This is a genomic window from Microlunatus ginsengisoli, assembly GCF_039537205.1.
In the GTDB taxonomy this organism is placed as follows: domain Bacteria; phylum Actinomycetota; class Actinomycetes; order Propionibacteriales; family Propionibacteriaceae; genus Microlunatus; species Microlunatus ginsengisoli.
Genome location: NZ_BAABAB010000007.1, coordinates 230,322 through 253,909 on the forward strand (window position 1 = coordinate 230,322; position 23,588 = coordinate 253,909).

A 23,588-nucleotide genomic window follows, 5' to 3' on the forward strand; every position below is an offset into this window, starting at 1 on the left:
CGGGCCAGACGGCGGCCTACATCGCCAGCGCGCGGCGTACCGTCGCCGAGGGCACGTTCCTGGGCGCCACATCGAACGAGGGAGCCATGTCGTACCTGTTCGCGCGTTCGGTCGCCGGTCCCGGCGGCGTGGTGACGAAGCTGGAGACCAGGGTCATCGTCCGCGAGAACTGGGCGCTGATCGCAACCCACGGCAAACCGCTCGGCGGCGGCTGATGGCCGGCGACGACGACGCGGAACGGAGCCCCGAGGACCGGCTGACCACGGTGGCAGCACTGCTGGATCGGGCTCGGACGGCCGACGAGCCGGCGCGGGCCGTGCAGGCGCTGGTCGAGATCGCCCAGGCGGCCGGCGCACTCGGCTGGGACCTGGACGGATCGGACGCCGAGCCGGTCGCGGCGACCCTGCGGGCGATGGCGACACGCGACCGGCAGCTGGTCGACTGGGCCGTGCTCACCGTCACCAACCTGCTCTACGACGACGATCCGGGCGAGGTCGTCGACGCGCTGCTGGCCCGGTCGGGCTACCAGCTGCTGCGCGATCTCGGCGACGATGCGGACAGCCGTCTCGACCCCGGGCATCTGGCCGACGTCGACGCCGAGCTGGCCGAGGTGGTCGAGGAGCGCGGCCTGGCCGCGCTGGTGGCGCAGCGGCGCCCCACCGCGATCCCGCACAGCCACAGCTGGTGGTTCGAGCCCGCCGACTGAGTTCAGGCACGACCCGCGCTCAGTCGCGGAACAGCGGCACCAGCATCTCGTCCGGGGTGAGCGAGCCGTGCATGCCGACCAGCGTGAGCTCGCGCGGGAACTGCCGGGTCATCACCGCCCACGGTGCGCGCATCGCCACCAGCAGGTGGCCGTAGCGCTCCGAGATCTCCGGGTCGACCGGACCGAACCAGCCCTCGTCGATCGCCTCGGCCCGGGTACGTACCCAGGCCCGGTCGCCGAGCAGGCCGCGCCAGCGCGCGGCGACGGCGTCCACCGGCTGGCCGCCGGCCTCGGCGTCGACGTACAGCTGCCGGAACCGGCCCTCGCCGGCGATCGCCGACACGCCGGCCATCAGGTCGGGTACGTCCTCGGCGACGATCTGCCGCTCCGCGGGCACGTCGACCATCCCGTGGTCGCCGGTGATCAGCAGCCGGACGTCGTCGTCCAGGGCGTCGCGCAGCCGCTCGCACAGCGCGTCGATCCGGCCGAGCTGGGCCAGCCAATCGGCGGATTCCCAGCCCTGGACGTGGCCGGTGTGGTCGAGCTCGCGCTCGTAGGCGTAGACGATGCTGCGCGAGCCGGCCAGCGCGGCCTCGGCGACCAGCGCGATCCGCTGCTCCTCGTCCCGCTCGTGCTCGAACGCGGCGAACGCGGGGCCGCGGAGTACGGCCTCGGTCAGCCCGCTGACGGCGAACCGTTCCAGCCCGACGGAGGTCACGCTGACGCCGGCCTCGACCGCGCGCTCGAAGAAGGTCGGCTTCGGCTGGTAGGCGCGGGCCACCAGGTCCGACTCCCAGGTCAGGGCGTTCAGGATCTCGCCGGTCTGCGGCACCCGGGAGGTGTAGCCGACCAGCCCGTGCAGGCCGGGCGGGAGCCCGGTGCCGAGGCTGGCCAGGCTGGTCGCCGTCGTGCTCGGCACGCCGGAGGTGATCGCCGTCGCGTCGCCCAGCAGCGAGGCGAGGTAGGGCGCCCGGCGCAGGTTCCGGCGGACCGCATGCCAGCCCAGGCCGTCCACCAGCACGACCACATAACGCCGGGCGTCCGGCAGGCCGAGGATGTCGTCGTGGTAGCCGGGCACGCCGAGCCGGGCGCCGACGCCCGGCATCAGCTCGGCCAGGGTCGAGGTTCCGTAGTCCGGCACGACCATCGGCGGCAGGGGCGAGCCGACCGGCAGGGGCGAGCCGACCGGCAGGGGCGACGCCACCATCTCCCCCGACGCCGGCGTCATACGTTGGCCGCTCGCTGCAGGGAGCCGCCGAAGCGGACCAGCCGAGCGACCCGCTCGGCGCCGTCGCCGCCGGTGCTCATCCGCACGGTCAGGTCGTCGCCGACCATCGTCCCGGTGAAACCGTGGTCGGCCTCGCACTGCGGGTCGCTGCAGCTCGCCGGCTCCAGATCCACCCGGCGCACCGCGCCCCAGCCAACCGTCAGCCACGCCTCGTCGGAGCCGGTGTCGCCGGTGCGAAAGCTCTGCGGCTGCCCGACCACCCGGGTGACCACCACGCTGTTGATCTTGGACAGGGCCACCGACTCGGTCGACGATGCGGCGAAGGTGCCGGACTGCGGCGGCTCGGCCGGCTGGTCGTCGGTGTGCCCCACGATCAGCCGGGTCGGGGTCAGCGCCAGCACGGTGATGTGGCGGTGGATCTCGTCGTGGTTGAAGGTGGGCTCGTGGTGCACGACGAAGTCGACCAGGTCCTCGCTGCCCAGGGCCAGCCGGATCGCGTCCTCGACGAGCTCAGGAAAGTACCCACACGCGTCGATCTCCGCGCGCAGCTCCCTGCGCGTCGCGTCCAGCCTCATGGGAGGAACCCTACAGACCCCGGGCGAGCGGATCGCGCTGCGCGCTGGTCGGCGCGATGGTCACCGTGCCGCCCAGCACGGCGATCCCGTTGACCGAGGCGATGCAGGGTCGCAACGACACCGACGCGAGCTGGGGCAGGTCGTCGGCGAGCTGGGCCATCCGGTGCAGCATGTCCTCGACCGCGCTCACGTCGATCCCGCGACTGCCGTGCCGGCCGAACAGCGCCGGCGCCGCCTTCAGGTCGCGCACCATGCCGGCCGCGTCGGCGGTCAGCAGCGGTGGAACCCGGTAGGCGACGTCGCCCAGCAGCTCGGTGGCGATGCCGTCCAGACCGACCGAGACGATCGGGCCGAACGCCGCATCCTCCCGGCTGGTCAGCGCCAGCGCGACGCCCGGCGGCGCCATCGCCTGCACCACCGGAGCCGCGCTCGCGGCCGCCGCGTCGGCGCCTCCCCCCGGCTGCCGGCTCACGCCCAACTGCTCGACCAGCCGGCCGAGATCGGCCCAGGCCTCGGCCATCTCGTCCTCGTCGTCGATGTTGCGATACACGCTCGCCTGGTCCGGCCGCCCGCGCACCGCGAGCGACGTCGCCTTCAGCACGACGTTCCAGCCGAGCCGTTGCGCGGCCGCCGTCGCCTCCTCCAGGGTCGCGACCGCGACACTCGGCACGACCTTCACGCCGTAGGTCCGCAGCAGTTCGGCGGTCTCGTCCGGCTCGAGCGTCCGGCCGTCCGGTTCGGCGCCCAGCCAGCTGTTCACCAGCTTCCGGGCGGCGGCCTGGTCCACCTCGAGCAGCGGGACGGCGCCGGCATCGCGGTCGCGCCAGTGGGCGTACGCCGTCAGTGCCGCCAGCGCGTGCACCGCGTCGACCGTGGCGTCGAAAGTGGGCAGCGAGCCCATCAGGTCCGGCCCGTGCCCGGCGTGCTCCGGCGTCTCGAAGTCCAGCAGCACCGCGATGACCGGTTTGCTCGCCCCGGCGGCGACGCCGGACAGCGCGGCCTGGGTCTGCTCGGTGCCACCGGTGTAGGCGTAGACCGCGGCGACCAGCACCGAGCCGCAGCGGTCGTCGTCCATGGCCGCCTGGGCCGCCGCGCGGAACTGCTGCGGATCCGCCGCCGGGTCCAGCAGCACCGCCTCGCCGTCCAGCAGCAGCCCGACGCCGGCGATGGTGTGCGACATCTGCACCGCCAAGGTGGGCGAGTTGGTGATCAGCCGGACCCGCGGCCCACGCGGCAGCGGCTGCCTGGACGCGATCTTGGCGATGTCGAACATCGCGCCGCGGCGGTGCACCACCATCACCCCGGCCTGCCGGAACAGCGAGTCGACCGCCTCGTCCGGGGCGTGTCCGAGGCCACCGCGGACGCCGTAGTGGGCCGCGCGGTGGGTGCGGCCGGGATCCAGCACGACGACCGGCTTGCGATTGGCCAGCCGGCGCGCGATCCGGGAGAACTTGCGCGGGTTGCCGATCGAGTCCAGGGCCAGCAGGCAGACCCGGGTGGCCTCGTCGTCCTCCCAGTACTGCATCACGTCGTTGGCGGTGATGTCGGCGTACTCCCCGCTGCTGATCACGCTCGACATCCCGATGTCGTGCCGGTTCGCGTAGTTGAGCAACCCGATCCCGACCGCAGCGGACTGGCAGTACAGGCCGACGCCCCCGGTCCGCGGCATCGGCCCGGGGGTGGCGTTCAGCGAGCAGTGGGGATCGGTGTTGATCACCCCGAGCGCGTCCGGGCCGAGGGCCCGGATGCCGTACGCCCGGGCCAGGTTGACCACCGTCCGGGCCGCGTCGATCGGCGAGTCGGTGCCGGTCAGCACCACCATCGCGTGCGCGCCCTTGTGCGCCGCGTCGATCACCACCCCGCCGAGCACCCGGGTCGGCACCGACACCACGGCCAGGTCGATCCGGCCCGGCACCGTCGCCACCGAGGCCGCGGTGCGGACCCCGACCACCTGCACGTCGTCGGTGCTGACCGCGGTGATGTCGCCCCGGAAGCCACCCTCGATCAGCGAGCTGATCAGGCCCTGCACCCGGGCGCCCGGACCGAGCACGACCAGCCGCTCCGCGGTCAGCAGCCGGCGCATCGAGGCGCTCTCGGCCCGGTGCTCGCGGCGCTCCATCACCCCGACCGAGGTGTCGGTCGGCAGGATCGGGAACTCGACGTGCAGCACGCCGTCGTCGAAGCCCTTGGACACCTTGTAGCCGGCGTCGGCGAAGACGGACGCCATCCGGGCGTTCTGCGGCAGCAGCTCGGCATAGAACCGGACGATGCCGCGCTCGCGCGCGGCCTCGGCGAGGTGCTCCAGCAGCAGCTGCGCGATCCCGCGGCCCTGGTGCGCGTCCTCGACCAGGAAGGCGACCTCGGCGTCGTCGCGGTAGGCCCGGTCGTAGCGGCCGACGGCGATCATCTGGGTCCCGACGGTGAGGATGAAGGCGACCCGGTCGACGTAGTCGACCTCGGTGAATCGCTTCACGTCGCGCTGGCTCAGCTTCGGATACGGCGCGAAGAACCGCAGGTACTTCGACTCCGGCGAGACCCGGTCGTAGAACTCGACCAGCATTGACGCGTCGTCGGGCCGGATCGGTCGCAGGTGCGCGACACCGCCGTCGGTGAGCAGGACGTCGGCCTCCCACTCGGTGGGATAGCCGGGCGGCAGGCTGTCTCGGGGAAGCACCGAGTCCAACGCGCTGCCGGCGGTGATCTCGGTCCGGTTCCCGGGGGCAGGCAGCACGAGGGCAAGCCTACGCATCCGCGCGGGCAGTGTTCGGCCGGTGACCACTAACCTGTGCCAGGAGACGATGCAGGAGGCCAGCAGTGAAGCTCAACCCCCATGTCCGGGCGGCCCGGGACTTCCTTCTCCGCTATCGGGACGACTACGACACGGCGTACGCGGGATTCGCGTGGCCCCAGCTGCCCCGCTACAACTTCGCGACGGAGTGGTTCGACGGCCTCGCCGAGGAGAACCCGGACGGGATCGCGCTCTGGCTGATCGAGCCTGACGGCGCCGAGACGAAACTCACCTTCGCCGGGCTGCGCGACCGCTCCCTCGCGGCCGCCCGGCTGCTCGCCGACGCCGGGCTGGGCCGAGGCGACCGGGCGCTGGTCGTGCTCGGCAACTGCGTCCCGCTCTGGGAGATCATGCTCGGTGCGATCCGGCTCGGCGTGGTGGTCATCCCGGCCACCCCCCAGCTGTCGCCGGCCGACCTGGCCGACCGGGTCGAGCGCGGGGCGGCCCGGCTGCTGGTGGCACACGGCGCCGACGCGGCGAAGTTCGCCGAGGTCGAGGTGGAGCTGGGCAAGATCGCGGTCGGCGAGGATGACGTACCGCCGGGGTGGCGGGGCTATGCCGAGGTGGACCGGTTCGGCGACGGCGACCCGCTGCCGGTCGGCGGGACCAAGGGCAGCGACCCGATGCTGCTCTACTTCACCTCCGGCACGACCGCCCTGCCCAAACTGGTCGAGCACACCCACACGTCCTATCCGATCGGTCACCTGTCGACCATGTACTGGATGGGCCTGCAGCCGGGCGACGTCCACCTGAACATCTCCTCGCCGGGCTGGGCCAAGCACGCCTGGAGCAACTTCTTCGCCCCCTGGCTGGCCGGGGCGACGGTGCTGGTCTACAACTTCGCCCGGTTCGACGCCGGGGCACTGCTGGACGTCCTGCAGCGCGCCCGGGTGACCACGTTCTGCGCGCCGCCGACGGTCTGGCGGATGCTGATCCAGGCCGATCTGGGTTCGGCGAGGGTCGAGATCCGGGAGGCGCTGTCGGCGGGCGAGCCGCTGAACCCGGAGGTGATCGAGCAGGTCCGGGCGGCCTGGGGCGTGACGATCCGGGACGGCTACGGACAGACCGAGACCAGTGCCCAGGTCGGCAACCCGCCGGGCGCGGCGATCAAGCTCGGCTCGATGGGCCGGCCGCTGCCCGGCTATCGCGTGGTCCTGGTCGATCCCGCCAGCGGTGAGGTCGGGACCGACGAGGGCGAGCTGTGCCTGGAACTGGAGCCCAGGCGACCGGTGCCGTTGATGACCGGCTACAAGTCCGACGCGGACACCTTCGATCCCGAGCTGAACGAGCACGCCTTCGCGGGCAACCGCTATCACACCGGCGACGTGGTCGGACTCGACGCCGACGGCTATCTCACCTACGTCGGCCGCGCCGACGACGTGTTCAAGGCCAGCGACTACCGGATCAGCCCGTTCGAGCTGGAGTCGGTGCTGATCGAGCATCCCGCGGTGGCCGAGGCCGCGGTCGTGCCGGCGCCGGACCCGATCCGGCTGGCCGTGCCCAAGGCGTACGTCGTGCTGAGCGCCGGGCACGAGCCCGACGCCGACACCGCCCGGTCGATCCTGGCCTATGCCCGCGAGCACCTGGCGCCGTACAAACGGGTGCGCCGGATCGAGTTCGGTGAGCTACCGAAGACCATTAGTGGGAAGATCCGGCGAGTAGAGTTGCGGGCCCTGGAGGACGACGACCGGACCGGCGCGCGCGAGTTCAAGGAGACCGACTTCGAATGGTGAAGGCCGAGCCACCCACCCTGCGCGGCCTGGTGAGCGCGTACGTCGTCGAGCAGGTGACCGTGATCGTCGAGGCGCCGGCCCAGCTGCGCGCGCACGAGCCGGTGATCCACCCGACCCGCGTCGCCGTCCGCCGGCTGCGCAGCACTCTCCGGGTGTTTCCCGACCTCTTCGACGACGCGGCGGCGGCTCCGCTCGAGAGCGAGCTGGTCTGGTGGGCCGGCCTGCTCGGCGAGGTGCGCGACCTGGACATCTTGGAGAAGCGGCTCACCGAGGCCGTGGCGGCGCTGCCCCCCGAGCTCGTGGTCGGCCCGATCAGCTCGGCCCTCCAGCGCGAGATCGGGCTCCGGCGCAAGGCGGCCTGGACCGAGGTCGAGACCGCGCTGGACGGCGACCGCTATCGCGCCCTGTCCGCGGTGCTGCACGGCTGGCGTGCCGACATCCCGTTCACGCCGGCCGCGGACCGTCGCGGCAAGGCCGTCGAGCGCTACGTCGAGCGGGCGGACAAGAAGGTGGAGAAGCGGCTGGCCGCGGCCGGCAAGGCGTATGCCGCCGGCGACCCGGAGGCCGACCATCTCGCCCATGCCGCTCGCAAGGCCGGCAAGCGGCACCGCTATGCGGCCGAGCTGGCCGAGCCCCTGTGGGGCAAGAAGGCCCGCAAGGTGGTCAGCCACCGCAAGGACCTGCAGGACGTGCTCGGCAACCACCAGGACGCGGTGGTCAGCGAGGCCTTCCTGCGCGACTTCGGCATCCGGGTCGGGGCCCGTCGCGACCACAACGGCTTCACCTACGGGGTGCTGTTCGCCCAGGAACGGGCCGAACTCGCCCGGCTCCCCGAGCAGCTCGCCCCGTTCCTGGCCTGACTCTCCCCCGCCAGGTCACTCAGCCCCGGACGCCGGGAATGTCTCCCGCCGGCGGCATGTCGCCGGCCCAGCCGGCATAGACCAGACCCCAGCGCTTCTGGATGTTGTCGATCTTGGTCTCGCTGACCATGCCGCGCTTGGGGAAGTCGGTGGTCCGGATCCGTCCGTTGCCGACCGAGAGCGCGATGTGGCCGAACTTGCTGCCGCCCGGCCGCGGGTGCCAGAAGACCGGTACGCCCGCCGGCGGGTTCTTGTCGCCCGGATGCTTCTGCTTGCTGGCGTCCCAGGCCGCCGCGGCGAACGGGATCCCGTGCACGCCGCCGAGCCACTCCTGGACGTAGCTCAGGCACATCCCGACCTTGCAGGTCAGCTGCCGCCGGGCGGCAGCGACCGACGCCTTGGGGCTGCGCAACCGCTTGTCCGAGGCGGCTCCGGCCGGCGCCAGGAAGTCCACCGAGTACCACTTGTTGATGGCCCGGGCCCAGCGTCGGTCGCCGCTGAGCTGGCGGACCTTGAACCGGAAGCCCCGCGGGCGGAGGATCTGCCGACCCTTGTCGTCCTTGGCGATCGGACCGCCGGGTGAGGTCCGTGCCCGGAGTCCCCCGTGTGCCGTCGTCTCGACGACCTGACCTACGTGGATGCTCATCCCTCCACCGCCTGGTCGTCGTCGGTGTCGGAGACGTCGGAGACGTCGATGTCGGCGTCCTCGTCCAGGTCCGGCTCACCGATGTCGGCCGGATCGTCGCTCTCGGGGGCGGGATACTCCTCCTCGAACTCGATCTCGTCGTCCGTCGGCGCGGCAACCCCAACTGCTGTCATGATCAACTCCTTCGTGAGTCGAGTGAACCGATGTTGGCGGTCGGATGCACGGCGATGCGGCGTGATACAGCCAGTCAGACGCCGAAGCAGACGAAACCGGCGGCAGCGGCCAGCTGTTCACCACCCAGCGGCAGCAACGCGGCCTGCGCGGCGGCCAGCGCCTCGGCTGCGGGCAGGCCGGCAGCCAGCCGCTCGTGCAATGCGATCATCACCGGCACGGTGGGCGCGTCCGGAACGGACAGCACCGAAGCGATCAACTGGGTCGTGCCGCGTTCCAGGAACGCCACCGCGAGCCCGATCAGCTCGTCACCCGCCCGGACCGCCGATCGTCCGCTGTCGCAGGACGCCAGCACGAGGGTGTCCGGCACCCGCGGCAACCGCTCGACGTCGAAGATCATCAGCGGCCCGTCGACGAGCTCGAGATGGGAGAAGAGCGGATTCTCCGCCGACAGCCGGCCATGGGTCGCCAGGTGAACGAGCTCCGCTCCGCCCAGTGCCGATCTGACCGCCTCCACGGTGGAGGCCTGGCCGACCAGCGCAGAGCACCGATCGGCGTGGAGCCGCGCGACCGCCAGCGCCTCCTGGTGTGCGGCACTCAACCGCGGACCGGCCACGACGACCACCGCCGGAGCGGAGGTGCGGTCCACCGGCACGAATCGAGCCGCCGCAGCCCGCCAGAGGGTGGCGGACGGCGAGACAGTGACCGCACGCCCGACGCACGACGGCAGCAGCGCCCACGGCACGCTGTGCAGGGGCCCGGTGGGGACGATCACCAGTGGCCGGCCGGCCGTCTCGGGCGGCCCGCCGAGCAGGGTCGTGTCGAGCTGGCCGGCCGCCGAGGCGAGCAGCTGCGCCGAGGCGTCCCGAACCGGACCGTGCGCCGGCCGGGCGTGGCGACGGAAGGCGAACTCGAGCCGATCCACCAGGTCGGCGACGATGCGGGTCGGGGCGACCGGCCGGATCGACAGCCGCCGGTCCACCACGGTCAACGCGTGAATCTGCCCCTGCCACTGCACGAACCCCACCAGCGCACGCCGGCCGAGCACGTCGGCCAGCTCGGCGAGCCGGACCGGGCCGCGCACGGCCGCCGATCCGCCCGCCAGGTATCGCGCCCGGTCGCGGATCCTGCGCTCCAGCTGGGCCTGTCGGGCCACCAGCTCCGGCTGGCCCGGTCCCGGGTCCGCGGCCGTCTTGGTGACCGACCGCAATTCGGCGAGTGCTGCGGCCAGCTCGGGGTCGTCCGGCGGCTGCACCGGCGCGGTCAGCAGCCGGCTCGCGCGGGCCCGCTCGGACCACTCCAGGAGGCGCCCGGCACGGCGCGACCGGAACGACACCCTCAGGCCCAGATCGACGAGATCGCTGCGATGCACGGCCGCATGGACCCGCAGATCGCTCGCCCCCATGGTGGCGGCATGCTCGTCCAGGATGCGCAGGCCGGCCCGGGCGGCGCGGAGCGACCCGGTGTCATCGCCGGCCGCCTCGGCGGCCAGTGCCCGCGCGTACCAGCCGCGGGCCCGGAGCAGCGCCGGGCCACGCGAGGTGGCGGCAGCGGCGGCCTCGTCCAGCCGCGCGCGTACCGGCGCCGACTCCGCCCCCCGCCGCCGGGTTCCGATCTCGACCGCAACCAGGGACGCGTCGAGTGCGGCGCCCGGCCAGCCCGCCGCCCGAAGCGACCCGACCATCGCGTCCAGCGTTCGATCCGCGACCCGAGGTCGTTCACCGGCGCGCAGCTGGGCGCGGAGCCGGCCGAGCCGTGCCAGCTCGCGCCACTCCGGCCGGGACTGGGCGCGGAACCGGTCGAACGCGGCGCCGGCGTGATCGGCCGACAGCCGCACCCGGCCGGTCAGCAGCGCGGCTTGGGCGAGCAGGAGCTGGACCTCGGGCACCTTGAGCCCGCGCCCTTCCCGGTTGTAGGCCACGATCGCCCGGGTGGCGGCCTCTTCGGCCTCGGCGACCAGCCCGACCGTGAGCAGCAGCTGCGCCCGATCCTGATGGAGGGTGCCGAGCTGGGCCCCGTGCGCGCCGATGATGGCCTCGGCCCGGTCCAGCTGGCGCAGCGCGGCGGGTACGTCGCCGCGCAGCGTATCCAGCGCGCCCAGGTTGTTCGCGATCAGCCCGATGGTGAGCCGACGGTCCAGCTCGGTGGCGAGGGTCGCCGCCTCGAGCAGGTCCCGCTCGGCGGCACCGAAGGCGTACCGGTCGGAGTGGACCAGCGCGCGGTTGATCAGCATCCGTTGCACGCCGAGCTTGTCGTCGTGCCGGCGGAGCACGCGGAGGGCGCGCTCGTAGTCGTCGAGCGAATCGTCCAGCCGGCCCATGATGTGCAGCACGATGGCGCGCTGGGCTCGGGCTCGGGCGGCCGGAACGCCGTCGAGCTGCGGAATCGCCGCCTCGACCTCCCGCAGCGCGGCCCGCGGACGACCCTGCTGCACGAGCGCGAACGCGAGCTTGGAGCGGGCCTCGCCGACCAGCTCGGGCGCACCGGCGCGCTCGCCCAGGAGCGCTGCCCGGCGCAGGTGGCGGGCGGCGTCGTCGAGCTCGCCGACATGGAGCAGCGCGTGGCCCCAGGCTCGCTCGCCGATCGACGCCGCCGCGGGCTCACCGGCCCGGGCGGCCGCGCGGACGACCTGCCGGGCGGCGGTGATGCCCGAGCCGGGATCGCGATCGACCATGGCGAGGGCTGCGTCGGCCCGGGCTCGCAGGGCCGGAATCGGCTGCATCACGCGACGTTCCTCGTGCTCCGGATGAACAGATGGTCGAGCTGGCAGACAGCGCGACCGTCCTGAGAGGAGTATGAAGCAATGCCCGATGCCGACCCCGGATCCGTGCGACCGCAGCCCGACGACCTCGTCGTCGATCTGGCCGACCTCGAGGGCGTCAGACCGTTGCTCGCCCAACTCGCCGTCGATTTCGTCGAGACCAGCAACGACCACCTCGGTCTGGCACGACTGTCGGAGCTCATGCTGGCCGGGGACGACCCCGCGAACCCTCGCCACCCGATCGACGCCGACGGGCTGGCCTCGATCCTGCGCCGGCGCGCCGCGGCCGCTCGCGACGGCTGGCTGCCCCAGATCGCCGTGAACCGGACGGCGGACGCCATCATCGGCGACGGGGTGGTCGGGCTGAAGTCGCACAAGCCGATGGACTTCGGCGATCCGGCGGTCCCGGGCCCGTCGGTGATGGTCCCGCCTGCGCCCACGGGGTCACTGGGCGCGGGGGTCACGGTGGGTGTGGTCGACACCAAGCCGGCCGCCGCCGGCGCCTCGCCGGTGGGATTCAGGTCCGGCCACGGCACGTTCGTCCGGAGCCTGATCAGACGGCAGGCCCCGGGTGCCACGATTCGACTCGAGGGGGTCATCGATGCCACTCCCGGGCGGGCGCGTTCCTGGGAGGTGGCCGAGGCCATCGCGCGGCTGACCACGGGGGACGACGCCGTGGACGTGCTGAACCTCTCCCTCGGGACGTACTCGACGGTGGGCGGGCCGCCGCTGGCGATCGCGCGCGCCGTCGAACGCGTCGCCGACGGCGTGCTCGTCGTGGCCGCGGCCGGCAATCACGGCGACCTGCCGGGCCTGGTCGACGGCCGGACGAAGGACTCGGCCTGCTGGCCGGCCGCGATGCACCAGGTCGTCGCCGTCGGCGCGGTCGACGGGGACGGGGTCCGCCCGCCGTGGAGCCCGAACGCGGGCTGGATCGCGTGCACGGCGCCGGGAGTCGCGATCGTCGCGGACTATCTCCAGGGCGTGGTCACCATGAGCGACGGCTCCATCGTCGAGTTCACCGGGCACGCGGTGTGGAGCGGGACGTCGTTCGCGGCAGCGACCGTCTCGGGTGCGCTGGCCGCGGCGATGTCGGGGCCCGGCCGGCGGACCCCACGGCAGGCCCTGGACGCGCTGCTCGAGAGCTCCGACCTGGTCCGGCCGTTCGCGGTCACACCCTAGGATCCCGCGCATGCGCGACGATCCGGAGGTCATCGACCTGGTGCGGCGTGCCCGCGACGGCGACACCGCGGCCTGGGACGGGATCGTCGAGCGGTACACCGCGTTGCTCTGGGGCATCTGTCGCCGCTACGGCCTGAGCGGCAGTGACGCCGACGACGTCGCCGCCAGCGTCTGGCTGCGCCTGGTCGAGCGGCTGGAGACCCTGCGCGAGCCGGCCGCGCTGCCCGGGTGGCTGGTGGTCACCACCCAGCACGAGTGCCTGCAGGTGCTCCGGGGCCGCAAGCGCCAGCTGTTGTCCGACGACCCGGAACTCAACGCACGGCGCCCGAGCGAGACCGTCTCACCGGAGATGGAGGCCGGCCTGGTCGTGGAGGAGCGACACCACGCGCTGCGGCTGGCGTTCGCCGAGCTGCCGGAGCGCTGCCGCGAGCTGCTGCGCCTGCTCTTCTCCGACCCACCGCCCTCGTACGCCGAGATCGCCGAGCGGCTCGGCATCCAGATCGGTGCCATCGGACCGAACCGGGGACGATGCCTGAACCGCCTGCGCCGGACGTCGGCAATGGCCCGGCTCGCGTTGGAGTGATGTGATGCCCGATCAGCCCGAGTGGTATGCCGAGGACGAACGACTGCTGGCCGAGCTGGGAACGGCGGTCCGGACCGGGGACGAGGTGCCCGCGTCGTTCACCAGGGTCGGCAAGGGGGCGATCGTTTGGCGGACCGTCGACGCCGAGCTCGCGGCCCTGCAGTTCGACAGCGCTGCCCCGGCCGCCGGGCCGACCGGACTCCGCTCGGCCGAGAGCGGGCCGCGGGAACTGAGCTTCACGGCTCCCCGGCTGGCGATCGAGCTGGAGATCCACCCCGACGCGGTCCGCGGCCAGCTGGTCCCGCCGGGTCCCGGTCTCGTCCTGGTCCGGCTCGCGGAAGGGCCCGGGCCGACGGCCGAGGCGGACGAGGTCGGTTGGTTCCTCGTCGCGCCCCGGCCGGAGGGCCGCTTCCGGCTGCAGGTGCGCACGCCGGACGCGAGCATCCTCACCGACTGGATCGACCAGCCCTGATCCGGAAAACTGTGCCGTAGCTGCAGCGACACGCCGACGGAGACTGTCGTACCTGCACAGTTGCCGGAGTTGGCCCCCATGGAAACGAGCGAGCCGCTAGTGACGATCACTGCCCCCACCGGTCGCGAGCTGCGCCGGTGGCGCCGCTACCTGGCCGAGGAGCGCGCCGAGGCGCAGACCTACCGTGCGCTCGCCGCGCGCCGGACCGGCGAGGAGCGGGAGATCCTGCTCGGCCTGGCCGAGGCCGAGGGCCGGCACGCCCAGCACTGGATCGACCTGCTCGGCGACCAGGTCGGTCGGCCGGCGCGGGTCGACCTGAGCACCAGGATCCTCATCTTCTTGGCCAAGCACTTCGGCTCGGTCTTCGTGCTGGCGTTGGCCCAGCGGGCGGAGGACCGCTCGCCGTACGCGACGGACGCCCACGCCACCGATGCGATGGCGGCCGACGAGATGATCCACGCCGAGGTGGTCCGCGGGCTGGCCGAGCGGGGCCGCAACCGCCTCTCCGGCACGTTCCGGGCGGCGGTGTTCGGGGCCAACGACGGCCTGGTCAGCAACCTGGCCCTGGTCCTGGGCATCGCGGCCAGCGGCGTCTCCAACCACACCATCCTGCTCACCGGCCTGGCCGGACTGCTCGCCGGGGCGTTGTCGATGGGAGCCGGGGAGTACGTCTCGGTCAGGTCCCAGCGCGAGCTGCTGGAGGCATCCACGCCGAGCCCGGAGGCCGGGGCGGCCGTCCCGGCCCTGGACGTGGACGCGAACGAGCTGGCGCTGGTCTATCGGGCTCGTGGGATGACCCCGGTCGAGGCGGACGTGCGGGCGGCCGAGGTGCTGGCCGGCGCGGCGCTCGCCGAGGCCCGGCTGGACGGGGTGGACGAGCACGAGGCGGTCGGCAACGGCTTGTCCGCCGCCTTGTCCAGCTTCTGCTTCTTCGCCTCCGGGGCGATCATCCCGGTGCTGCCGTTCCTGTTCGGTATGTCGGGCTATCCAGCCATCGCCGTCTCGGCCGTGCTGGTCGGGCTGGCCCTGCTGGGCACCGGCGCCGTCGTCGGGCTGCTGTCCGGGGCACCGCCGCTGAAGCGGGCGCTGCGCCAGCTGGCCATCGGCTACGGTGCCGCCGCGGTCACGTACGTCCTCGGCCTGCTCTTCGGCGCGTCGGGAGGCTGACCCCACCCCGACTTGTCAGACTCTCTGCACTACATATGGTGCTGAGGTCTGATCACTCGGGGAGAAGGAGGAGGTAGTGGCGCGGAGCGCACCACCGGACGACGACTTCACCGAGCACATCGTCGACGTCGACGTCACCTCGGAGATGCAGACCAGCTTCTTGGAGTACGCCTACTCCGTCATCTACTCCCGCGCGCTACCCGACGCCAGGGACGGGCTGAAGCCGGTGCAGCGCCGGATCCTGTACTCGATGCAGGAGATGCGCGTGCTGCCCGACCGGGCCCACGTCAAGTGCGCCCGGGTGGTCGGCCAGGTGATGGGTCTCTACCACCCGCACGGTGACACCGCGATCTACGACGCGCTGGTTCGCACCGCCCAACCCTGGTCGATGCGGCTGACCCTGGTCGACGGTCACGGCAACTTCGGCTCGCTCGACTCCGGCCCGGCGGCCATGCGCTACACCGAGTGCCGGATGGCCCCCGCAGCCCTGGCGATGACCGACGGCCTGGACCAGGAGACCGTCGACTTCAAGCCGAATTACGACGGCAAGGACGTCGAGCCGATCGTGCTGCCGGCGGCCTTCCCCAACTTCCTGGTCAACGGGGCCACCGGGATCGCGGTCGGGATGGCGACGAACTGCCCGCCGCACAACCTGGTCGAGGTGATCCAGGCGCTGCGGCACCTGATCCGGCACCCGGACGCGAGCATCGACGAGCTGATGCGGTACGTCCCCGGGCCGGACCTGCCGACCGGCGGCAAGATCATCGGGCTGGACGGGATCAAGGACGCCTACCACACCGGTCGCGGCTCGTTCCGGATCCGGGCGACCGCCCGGATCGAGCAGGTGCACCCGCGGCGCAAGGGCATCGTGGTGACCGACCTGCCCTATCTGGTCGGTCCGGAGCGGGTGATCGAGCAGATCAAGAACGCCGTCCAGGCTCGCAAGCTGCAAGGCATCGCCGACGTGAAGGACCTGACCGACCTCGCCAACGGCACCCGGCTGGTGATCGAGGTGAAGAACGGCTTCAACCCCGACGCGATCTTGGAGCAGCTCTACAAGCTGACCAAGATGGAGGACTCGTTCTCCATCAACTGTGTAGCTCTGGTGGAGGGTCAGCCCCGTACCCTCACCCTGAAGGACGCGTTGACGGTCTATCTGGACCACCGCTTCGATGTCACCCGACGGCGCACCCAGTTCCTGCTGACCAAGGCCACCGATCGGCTGCACCTGGTCGACGGCCTGCTGATCGCCATCGTCGACATCGACGACGTGATCGCGATCATCCGCGGCTCCGACGACGCGGCGTCGGCCCGGGCCCGACTGATCGAGGTGTTCGAGCTGACCGAGGTCCAGGCCAACTACATCCTGGACATGCAGCTGCGCCGGCTGACCCGGTTCTCCACCATCGAGCTGGAGGCGGAGCGCGACCGGCTGCGTGACGAGATCGCTGCCCTTCGGCAGATCCTGGACGACGACGAGCAGCTGCGCAGCCTGGTCGGCAACGAGCTGGCCGAGATGGCGCAGAGCCACGGCACCCCGCGCCGGACCATCCTGCTGGCCGCCAGCGGGGTCGCGACCACCGCCGCCTCCGCTCCGCTGGAGGTGGCCGACGACCCGTGCTGGGTGCTGCTCTCCTCCGCCGGCCTGCTGGCCCGCACCGGCACCGACGACCCGCTGCCGACCGGCGGGCCACGGGCCAACCACGACGTGATCGTCTCCCGGGTCCGCGGCACCGCCCGTGGCGATCTCGGCCTGGTGACCAGCGCCGGCCGGCTGATCCGGATCAACGCTCTCGATCTCCCGACGGTGCCGAGCACCGCCAACGCGCCCAATCTGCAGGGCGGCACACACCTGTCCGAGCTGGTCACCCTGGAGCGCGACGAGCGGGTGCTGGCGCTGACCACCCTCGCCGCGGACTCGCTCGGACTCGCGCTGGGCACGTCGCAGGGCGTGGTGAAGCGGGTCAACCCGGAGGTGCTGGGAAGGGACTCCTGGGAGGTGATCCGGCTCGATCCCGGCGACGTGGTGGTCGGTGCGGTCGAGCTGACCACCGCCGAGCAGGAGCTGGTGTTCGTCAGCAACGACGCCCAGCTGCTGCACTTCCCCGCCGCCGCGGTCCGTCCCCAGGGCCGCTCCGGCGGCGGGATGGCCGGGATCAAGCTGTCGGTCGGCGCCCGGGTGGTGTTCTTCGGGTCGGTCCCCGCTCAGGGGTCGGTCGTGGTCTCGGTCGCCGGCTCGTCGAAGGCGCTGCCGGGCACCGACGCCGGCAGCGTCAAGGTGACCCCGTTCGAGGAGTATCCGGGCAAGGGCCGGGCCACCGGCGGCGTACGGTGCCAGCGCTTTCTCAAGGGCGAGGACACCCTGCTGCTCGGCTGGGTCGGACCGGCCCCCGCGCTGGCCGCCGCGGCCAGCGGCTCACCGGTCGAGCTGCCCGCGCCGGACCCTCGCCGTGATGCCTCCGGCGTGCCGGCCGGCCAACCCATCGCCGCCGTCGGCAGCCGCGCCTGAGCGATAACCGGGCATTGCGCTCGCCTCCGCGCAACGTCGGCGCAGGCCGAGTCCGCGCCGACAGGGACCTGGGCATGCTCGCTTGGCACTCCGCTGCGCTGGCATCCACGCGGCCCGCTGCGGTTCGACTCCCCTTCGCTCGGCCAACGGCGACTCCGCTCACCGTCGCCGGCTAGCGGAGTCGCTGTTGGATGAGCGAAGTGGAGGGAGGGGCCTCGCCGTCAGCTCGAGCGGAGCAATCGGGCGCTCAAACCCGACCGAAGTAGGACGGCGAGATCCAGTAGTAGACGCTCTGCACCTCCACCGATCGGCCCGGTCGCGGTGCCTGGATCATCTTGCCGTTGCCGATGTAGAGGGCGACGTGGTAGATCGAGCTCGGCGAGCTGCCCCAGAACAGCAGGTCGCCGGGCCGGAGGTCCCCGGACGAGATGTGCTGGGTGGCGAAGTACTGCGACGCGGCCAGCCGGGGAATGCCGCGGCCGGCGGCCTCCCAGGCGCGCATCGTCAGCCCCGAGCAGTCGTACGATCCCGGTCCGGTCGCGCCGAACACGTACGGCTTGCCGATCTGGCTGCGGGCGAAGGCGATGGCGTGCTGCGCGGCGGACCGCGAGTAGCCGTGATGGGCGATCGGGGCCGCGACCCGGCGCGGGGCGGACGAGTGGGACGGCCGGGACGGGCTGGGTCGGGACGCGTGTGAGCGGGCGGCCGCCCTGGCCTTGCGTGCCCGCTCGGCCGCAGCTGCCGCCCGGGCCCGAGCGGCGGCTGCCGCCCTCGCCTCGGCGGCCCGCCGAGCAGCCTCCCGGCGCTTCATCGCGGCCTCGGCGGCCCGCCGCTTGGCCTCGGCGCGTGCCCTCGCCAGCGCCTCCAGCCCTGCCTGCCGCTGGCGAACCAGGGAGACGGTGACCTGCTCCGCCCGGGCCAGCTCGACCAGCAGTTGGTCACGCCGGCTCGCGTAGTCCGAGACCGTCTGCTGGGCGAGATCCGCGGCCCGCTCGGCGGCCGCCTTGGAGTCGGCGGCCTCCTTCGCCGCCTGCTGGACGGCCGCCTCGGCGGTGGTCGCCGCCTGCTGCCGGGCGGCGGCGACCTGCTGGGCCTTGACCAGCTTGCGCTTCAGCCCGTCCAGGCTGGCCGACACCGTGTTGAACACCGACGCCTGGTCGATCAGGTCCTGCGGGGTGGCGCCGTTCAGCAGGCTGGCCCACTGCAGCAGCCCGGCGTCGCCCTGGACCTGGCTGCGGACGAGGGCACCGACCGCGCGCTGGGCGGTCGCGACCTCGGCCTGCGCTGCCCGGTTGGCCGCCTGTGCCTTCCGCAGCGTGGCGCGGGCTGCGTCGAGCTTCAGCAGGGCGGCGTCATAGGCCTGCCCGGCCGTCGCCATCGCGATCTGAGTGCGGTCGAGATCGGCCTGGGCATCGGCCAGCTCGGCCTTGATCGCACCAGCCTGTTGCGCCTTGGTCGCGGCGGCCTGCCGCGCCTGGGCGATCTGGCCGGTCGAGGGAATGACCGGATCGGCCACGGCCGGCGCCTGCGCGGTCAGCGACACGCAGAGGCCGACCACAAGGGCGACGCCCACCGATCGGCACCGCATCCCACGATTCACAGCAGCAACATAAGTGCAGTTTGGTCACAAATGGAACACAAATCTCAAGAATTGCGCGAATTACAAGCGTGTCGTCTTGACAGACGAACATCTGGCGCACTCGAACTACACCCGTGTGATTCTGCTCGGGCGGTGCCGATCCGGACGTCCGAACACCGGCGTAACACGGCGGCCCTACGCTGGCGGCGTGACCGAAGACGCTGCCACCGACGTCCATGCCTTCGACGATCTGCTGGCCAAGAACCGCGAGTTCGCCGCGCACTTCGACCAGGAGGGGTTCGACGGCGTCGCCCATGCCGGCGTGCTGATGGTGACGTGCATGGACTCCCGGATCGTTCCCCTGGAGATGGTCGGTCTCACCTTCGGGGATGCCAAGATCATCCGCACCCCGGGCGGCCGGGTGACCGACTCCGCACTGGCCGGTTGCGTCGCCGGCGTTCACCTGCTCCGGGTCGACCGGATCATGGTGGTCCCGCACAGCCGGTGTGCGATGGCGGCCGCTGACGACGACGTGATCATCGAGAAGATCCGCCAGGCCAGCGGCGCGGACGCCTCCTGGGTCCGGTTCGGAGCCTCGGCCGACCAACGCCGCACCCTGCAGCGCGATGTCGAGAAGCTCCGGCACCATCCGCTGGTGGGCGACCGGGCCACCGTCGGTGGCTTTTACTACGACGTCGACACCGGCTTGTTGGAGCGCTGGGTGTGACCGGCAGGGACCCGTTCGGGCGGCTGGGCCTGAACGGACGGTAAGTCCGGCTCCGCAAGTTATCCAATCTTGACCGACAACGTTTTCTCGGTGAACACGAGTTGATAACTTCGTGACATGCCGCCCCGCCCCGCCCGCTTCCGGCATGCGATGGCAGGGTTCTCCCGGAGCGACCGGATCCGCCTGGTCACCGTCGTGGTTTCCCTGCTGACCTATCTGCTGACCCTCAAGCTGCTCAGGATCGCGAGCCGCACGGATGCCACCGGCGTGCTCGGGTTGCTCGACCTCGTTCGATCCGACATCGCCGTAGCTGCCGCGATCGGTGCCGGCGCCGTGGCTGTCGTCGGGCTCGCCCGTCCGGGTCGGGGCCGGCAGATCGCCTTCGCGCTGGTCGGACTCGTGGTCGCGGCGATCGCGGTCGTGGAGACGATCGCGCACCTGTTCTACGTCGAGACCGGGTCCGCGCTGGACCTGGCCGTCGTCAACGCCGCCTGGAGCACCCGGAGCGAGATCGGCGACCTCGTCGACTCGCAACTGTCCACCGCCTACATCGCCTGGCTCGCCCTCGTCGGCGTCTGGTTCCTGCTCGGTCCACCGCTGGTCGCGGTGCTGATCGGGCGGCCGTGGCGGACCGGACGGGACGAGCCGCCACGGTCGCAGCCGGCTGCGGCCCGGCAGCGGCTCGGCCTGGTCGCGGCAATGCTCGGTGTGGTCCTGCTCGGCCTCGCCGGCCTGCCCACCGCGAACGGCACCAGCTTCGGTCGCGACCCGCTGCTGAACGCAGCGCTCTCCCCCCTCGAGGCGCGCCGCTATGCCCATGCCGCCGATGCCTCGGCCGCCGACCCGCCGATCGACACCCGGCTGGTCCGGACCGGCAACGGCAAGCCGCGCAACGTCGCGCTGATCTTCCTCGAGTCGGTCCGGGACATCTCGACCACGCTGGCCGACCCCGATCTGTCCACCACGCCCTACCTGGCCCGGCTGGCCAAGACCAGCCTGGTCGCGGAGAACGCGTACACCGTCGTGCCGCACACGTCGAAGGCGCTGACGGCCGGGAACTGCGGCGTCGTCCCGCCGCTGGACATGAATGTGACCGAGGCCAAGGAGCACGGCATCAACGGGCGCTGCCTGCCCGAGCTGCTGACCGAGCAGGGCTACGCGAGCGCGTTCTTCCAGTCCGCTACCGAGCACTACGACGACCGGCGCGAGCTGGTTCGCAACTTCGGCTACGACTCGTTCTACCCGGTCGACGTGCTGGACAAGACGGGCTATGTCGAGGCGAACTACTTCGGCTGGGAGGATGACATCCTGCTCGGCCCGAGCAAGCGCTGGCTGACCGCCCACCGCAGCGAGCCGTTCGTCACCGGCTATCTGACGGTGACCAGCCACCACGACTACAAGGTGCCGACCACGATCGACAGCGAGCACCTCAGTGACGACCCGGAGCTCAACCGGTATCTCAACACGGTCCGCTACGGCGACCGGTTCGTGGCTCGGCTGATCCAGCAGTACAAGGATCTCGGGCTCTACGACAACACCGTTTTCGTGATCATGGCCGACCACGGCGAGGGGTTCGGTGAGCACGGCCTGCGCCAGCACGACAACACGATCTACACCGAGGGCGTCAAGATCCCGCTGATCGTGCACGATCCGCGGCACCCGAAGGCCCGCCGGGTCGAGCAGCCCGTTCAGCTCACCTCGGTGCTGCCGACAGTGGTCGACGCGCTCGGGTTCCGGGTCAGTGGCGGCAGCTATCCCGGCGAGTCGCTGCTCCAGCTGGCCGGCTCGGATCCGCCACCGGCCCCACCGGTCCGGCTCGCCTGCTATGTGGACAACCGCTGCCTGGCCTCGATCGAGGGCAGCCAGAAGTACGTCTTCCACTTCGGTCAGCAGCCGGACGAGTTCTTCGACCTGGCGACCGACCCGGGCGAGCGGCACAACATCATCAGCGCCCAGAATCCGGACACCATCGCTGCGCTGCGGGCCGACCTGCTGGCCTGGCGGGCCGAGGTCCGGGCACAGACGGCGCACCGCCGCCGCTAGCCCGGACCTCGGCGCCCTAGCCCTTGATGCCGGTCTCGGCCACGCCCTGGACGAGATAGCGCTGCAGGAACACGAACACCAAGACCAGCGGCGCGATCGAGACGGCTGCGGCCAGGAACAGCTCGTGCAGGTTGATCGTCTGCGCGGTCAGGAAGGTGGACAGCGCGACCTGCACCGTCCACATCGAGGAGTCCTGACCGATCACCAGCGGCCACAGGAACGCGTTCCAGCTCGCGATGAAGGTGATCACCGCGATCGCCGCGAAGAAGGCGCCGGAGTTCGGCACCACCACTCGCCAGAAGGCACCGAAGTAGCCCAGCCCGTCGACCCGGGCCGCCTCCTCCAGGCTGCGCGGGAACGCCAGGAAGTACTGCCGGAACAAGAAGGTGGTGAACCCGGAGAAGAGCACCGGCACGATGATCCCCTGCAGGGTGTCCACCCAGCGCAGCTGCGAGACGATGATGAACGACGGGATGAAGGTCACCGCCGGGGGGATCATCAGCGTCACCAAGATGGCGTAGAAGATCGGCGTGGCGTAGCGATACGGGATCCGCGCCAGCCCGTAGCCGGCCATCGAGCAGATCAGCAGCTGGCCGGCGGTCTGAACCACGGCGATGATCGCCGAGTTCGCCAGGCTGCGCAGCAGGTTCACCGCCGGGTCGCTGAACAGCTCGGTGAAGTTCTCCCAGTGGATCGTGCTCGGGAACAGCGTCCAGGTCGCCGAGGTGATCTCGAGGTCGCTGGCCAGCGCGTTCCGCACGATCAGATAGAACGGCAGCAAGAACAGCACCGCCGCGACGATCAGCGCGAGGTAGCGCAGGATGTCCACCACGACCGAGCCGGGCGTACGCCGCCGGTGCCGGCGCCGCGGCGCCGGCTGCGTCCGGTCGGCGACCGGCGCGGTGACCGTACTCACTCCGCTCTCCCGAAGCCGAAGATGCGGCCCTGGGCCAGAGTGACGATCATGATCAGCAGCGCCAGGATGACCGCACCCGCGGTGCCGTGGCCGAAGTCCTGATTGCCCTGCGCGGTGTAGTACAGATACACCAGCGGCGGCCGGGCGAACGAGGAGTTCCCCAGCAGGTTGAAGAACTCGTCGAACGCCTGGTAGGCGTTGATCAACAACAGCAGTAGCACCGCGACCGAGGTAGCGCGCAGCTGCGGCAGGGTGATGTAGCGGAAGGTCTGCCAGGCGTTGCGGGCGCCGTCCACGGCGGCGGCCTCGTACAACTCCGGCGAGATCCGCTGCAGGCCAGCCAAGAACAAGATCATGTAGAAGCCGATCTGGAGCCAGAGCCGGACGGTCACGATCACCAGCCAGTACCAGGGTGGGTCGGTGGTGGCCAGCCAGGCGATGTTGTCGACACCGAACACGCCGATCACCTTGTTCGCCAGGCCGAAGCGCACGCCGTTGAAGATCGACAGCTTCCAGATCAGCGAGGCGACGACGTAGGAACAGGCGGTCGGCAGGAAGAACACCGACCGGAAGAAGGCCCGCATGAACCTGATCCCGTTCAGCAGCAGGGCGAGGCCGAGGGACAGCGCGAAGGTCAGCGGCACGATGAACGCGGCGAACACGGTGAAGGTGATCAGACTGTCCAGGAACGGTCCCGGCTGGAGCAGGTCCAGGTAGTTCTGCAGACCGACCCAGTCCCCCGGCCGGACGGTGTTCTGCGCCCGCGAGAAGCTGAGCACGACCGACCAGACGATCGGTACGTAGACGAAGATCACCAGTCCGGCGAGGAACGGGCCGACGAACAGCCAGAAGGCCCCGGTCACACCGGCGAGACCATGGCGGCGCCGCCGGGTCGGCGGCGCCGCGGCGACCGCCGACTCCGTAACGGAGGGAGCGGACACG

General features: G+C 71.7%; 20 protein-coding genes. 11 read left to right on the forward strand and 9 right to left on the reverse strand.

Annotated features, from left to right (window positions below; all coding sequences use genetic code 11):
* Together ABD747_RS06090 and ABD747_RS06095 are read left to right on the forward strand one after the other, a co-directional pair.
* Positions 1-215, forward strand: a 215-nt coding sequence (locus ABD747_RS06090) for a hypothetical protein (RefSeq protein WP_344802413.1), incomplete at its 5' end; no start/stop codon positions are given.
* Positions 215-706 carry a hypothetical protein gene (locus ABD747_RS06095; protein WP_344802415.1) on the forward strand — a complete coding sequence of 164 codons (492 nt, stop codon included), beginning with the start codon at positions 215-217 and terminating at the stop codon, positions 704-706. The genes ABD747_RS06090 and ABD747_RS06095, both read left to right, overlap by 1 nt.
* Before the next feature lie 19 nt (positions 707-725).
* Here ABD747_RS06095 and ABD747_RS06100 read toward each other — a convergent pair whose 3' ends face one another.
* The 3 genes from ABD747_RS06100 to ABD747_RS06110 are packed head-to-tail and all read right to left on the reverse strand — an operon-like array spanning position 726 to position 5,240.
* Positions 726-1,934 carry an alkaline phosphatase family protein gene (locus ABD747_RS06100; RefSeq protein WP_344802417.1) on the reverse strand — a complete coding sequence of 403 codons (1,209 nt, stop codon included), beginning with the start codon at positions 1,932-1,934 and terminating at the stop codon, positions 726-728.
* Positions 1,931-2,509, reverse strand: coding sequence for a DUF5998 family protein (locus ABD747_RS06105; RefSeq protein WP_344802419.1), 579 nt, complete (start codon positions 2,507-2,509; stop codon positions 1,931-1,933). Before ABD747_RS06105 ends, ABD747_RS06100 begins: the two co-directional genes overlap by 4 nt.
* Positions 2,510-2,519: 10 nt before the next feature.
* Complete coding sequence (locus tag ABD747_RS06110; protein WP_344802421.1) at positions 2,520-5,240, reverse strand: GNAT family N-acetyltransferase; 2,721 nt, start codon at positions 5,238-5,240, stop codon at positions 2,520-2,522.
* Positions 5,241-5,323: 83 nt separating this feature from the next.
* Here ABD747_RS06110 and ABD747_RS06115 point away from each other — a divergent pair, with 83 nt between their 5' ends.
* Both ABD747_RS06115 and ABD747_RS06120 read left to right on the forward strand, forming a co-directional pair.
* Positions 5,324-7,030, forward strand: coding sequence for an AMP-binding protein (locus ABD747_RS06115; RefSeq protein WP_344802423.1), 1,707 nt, complete (start codon positions 5,324-5,326; stop codon positions 7,028-7,030).
* Positions 7,024-7,890, forward strand: a complete 867-nt coding sequence (locus ABD747_RS06120) for a CHAD domain-containing protein (RefSeq protein ID WP_344802425.1) — start codon at positions 7,024-7,026, stop codon at positions 7,888-7,890. Before ABD747_RS06115 ends, ABD747_RS06120 begins: the two co-directional genes overlap by 7 nt.
* A 19-nt stretch (positions 7,891-7,909) precedes the next feature.
* Here ABD747_RS06120 and ABD747_RS06125 read toward each other — a convergent pair whose 3' ends face one another.
* From ABD747_RS06125 to ABD747_RS06135, 3 genes are all read right to left on the reverse strand, one after another.
* On the reverse strand, positions 7,910-8,536 hold the full coding sequence (locus ABD747_RS06125) for a hypothetical protein (RefSeq protein ID WP_344802427.1): 627 nt from the start codon (positions 8,534-8,536) through the stop codon (positions 7,910-7,912).
* A complete protein-coding gene (locus ABD747_RS06130) occupies positions 8,533-8,709 on the reverse strand; it encodes a hypothetical protein (protein WP_344802429.1) in 177 nt (58 codons plus the stop codon). Before ABD747_RS06130 ends, ABD747_RS06125 begins: the two co-directional genes overlap by 4 nt.
* 74 nt (positions 8,710-8,783) lie before the next feature.
* Positions 8,784-11,429, reverse strand: a complete 2,646-nt coding sequence (locus tag ABD747_RS06135; RefSeq protein WP_344802514.1) for a CHAT domain-containing protein — start codon at positions 11,427-11,429, stop codon at positions 8,784-8,786.
* 81 nt (positions 11,430-11,510) lie between these two features.
* On the opposite strand from ABD747_RS06135, the gene ABD747_RS06140 reads away from it, so the two are divergent.
* The 5 genes from ABD747_RS06140 (at position 11,511) to ABD747_RS06160 (ending at position 17,381) form a co-directional block, all read left to right on the forward strand.
* On the forward strand, positions 11,511-12,650 hold the full coding sequence (locus ABD747_RS06140; RefSeq protein WP_344802431.1) for a S8 family peptidase: 1,140 nt from the start codon (positions 11,511-11,513) through the stop codon (positions 12,648-12,650).
* A gap of 10 nt (positions 12,651-12,660) precedes the next feature.
* Positions 12,661-13,233: an RNA polymerase sigma factor gene (locus ABD747_RS06145; RefSeq protein ID WP_344802433.1), complete on the forward strand. Its 573-nt coding sequence runs from the start codon at positions 12,661-12,663 to the stop codon at positions 13,231-13,233.
* A 4-nt stretch (positions 13,234-13,237) separates the two neighbouring features.
* Positions 13,238-13,705 (forward strand): hypothetical protein, encoded by a 468-nt coding sequence (locus ABD747_RS06150; protein ID WP_344802435.1) that lies wholly within the window; start codon positions 13,238-13,240, stop codon positions 13,703-13,705.
* A 99-nt stretch (positions 13,706-13,804) separates the two neighbouring features.
* Complete coding sequence (locus ABD747_RS06155; RefSeq protein ID WP_344802437.1) at positions 13,805-14,872, forward strand: VIT1/CCC1 transporter family protein; 1,068 nt, start codon at positions 13,805-13,807, stop codon at positions 14,870-14,872.
* 145 nt (positions 14,873-15,017) lie between these two features.
* Entirely contained in the window at positions 15,018-17,381 is a 2,364-nt protein-coding gene (locus ABD747_RS06160; protein ID WP_344802516.1) for a DNA gyrase/topoisomerase IV subunit A, read from the forward strand.
* Between the two features lie 247 nt (positions 17,382-17,628).
* Here the strand turns inward: ABD747_RS06160 and ABD747_RS06165 are convergent, their stop codons facing one another.
* Entirely contained in the window at positions 17,629-18,954 is a 1,326-nt protein-coding gene (locus ABD747_RS06165; protein ID WP_344802439.1) for a C40 family peptidase, read from the reverse strand.
* Positions 18,955-19,168: 214 nt separating this feature from the next.
* Here ABD747_RS06165 and ABD747_RS06170 point away from each other — a divergent pair, with 214 nt between their 5' ends.
* On the forward strand, positions 19,169-19,687 hold the full coding sequence (locus ABD747_RS06170; protein WP_344802441.1) for a beta-class carbonic anhydrase: 519 nt from the start codon (positions 19,169-19,171) through the stop codon (positions 19,685-19,687).
* A gap of 117 nt (positions 19,688-19,804) precedes the next feature.
* On the forward strand, positions 19,805-21,730 hold the full coding sequence (locus tag ABD747_RS06175; RefSeq protein WP_344802443.1) for an LTA synthase family protein: 1,926 nt from the start codon (positions 19,805-19,807) through the stop codon (positions 21,728-21,730).
* 16 nt (positions 21,731-21,746) lie between these two features.
* Here the strand turns inward: ABD747_RS06175 and ABD747_RS06180 are convergent, their stop codons facing one another.
* Positions 21,747-22,646, reverse strand: a complete 900-nt coding sequence (locus ABD747_RS06180; protein ID WP_344802445.1) for a carbohydrate ABC transporter permease — start codon at positions 22,644-22,646, stop codon at positions 21,747-21,749.
* The gene (locus ABD747_RS06185; RefSeq protein WP_344802447.1) at positions 22,643-23,587 is read right to left on the reverse strand and encodes a carbohydrate ABC transporter permease; all 945 of its coding nucleotides are present in this window, start codon (positions 23,585-23,587) and stop codon (positions 22,643-22,645) included. Before ABD747_RS06185 ends, ABD747_RS06180 begins: the two co-directional genes overlap by 4 nt.
* Between the last annotated feature and the right edge of the window lies 1 nt (position 23,588).

Coding starts and splice junctions, on each gene's coding strand:
- ABD747_RS06095 (WP_344802415.1), top strand. CDS start 215: ATGGCCGGCGACGACGACGCGGAACGGAGCCCCGAGGACCGGCTGACC.
- ABD747_RS06145 (WP_344802433.1), top strand. CDS start 12,661: ATGCGCGACGATCCGGAGGTCATCGACCTGGTGCGGCGTGCCCGCGAC.
- ABD747_RS06135 (WP_344802514.1), bottom strand. CDS start 11,429: ATGCAGCCGATTCCGGCCCTGCGAGCCCGGGCCGACGCAGCCCTCGCC.
- ABD747_RS06175 (WP_344802443.1), top strand. CDS start 19,805: ATGCCGCCCCGCCCCGCCCGCTTCCGGCATGCGATGGCAGGGTTCTCC.
- ABD747_RS06160 (WP_344802516.1), top strand. CDS start 15,018: ATGCAGACCAGCTTCTTGGAGTACGCCTACTCCGTCATCTACTCCCGC.
- ABD747_RS06125 (WP_344802427.1), bottom strand. CDS start 8,536: ATGAGCATCCACGTAGGTCAGGTCGTCGAGACGACGGCACACGGGGGA.
- ABD747_RS06140 (WP_344802431.1), top strand. CDS start 11,511: ATGCCCGATGCCGACCCCGGATCCGTGCGACCGCAGCCCGACGACCTC.
- ABD747_RS06120 (WP_344802425.1), top strand. CDS start 7,024: ATGGTGAAGGCCGAGCCACCCACCCTGCGCGGCCTGGTGAGCGCGTAC.
- ABD747_RS06130 (WP_344802429.1), bottom strand. CDS start 8,709: ATGACAGCAGTTGGGGTTGCCGCGCCGACGGACGACGAGATCGAGTTC.
- ABD747_RS06105 (WP_344802419.1), bottom strand. CDS start 2,509: ATGAGGCTGGACGCGACGCGCAGGGAGCTGCGCGCGGAGATCGACGCG.
- ABD747_RS06150 (WP_344802435.1), top strand. CDS start 13,238: ATGCCCGATCAGCCCGAGTGGTATGCCGAGGACGAACGACTGCTGGCC.
- ABD747_RS06100 (WP_344802417.1), bottom strand. CDS start 1,934: ATGACGCCGGCGTCGGGGGAGATGGTGGCGTCGCCCCTGCCGGTCGGC.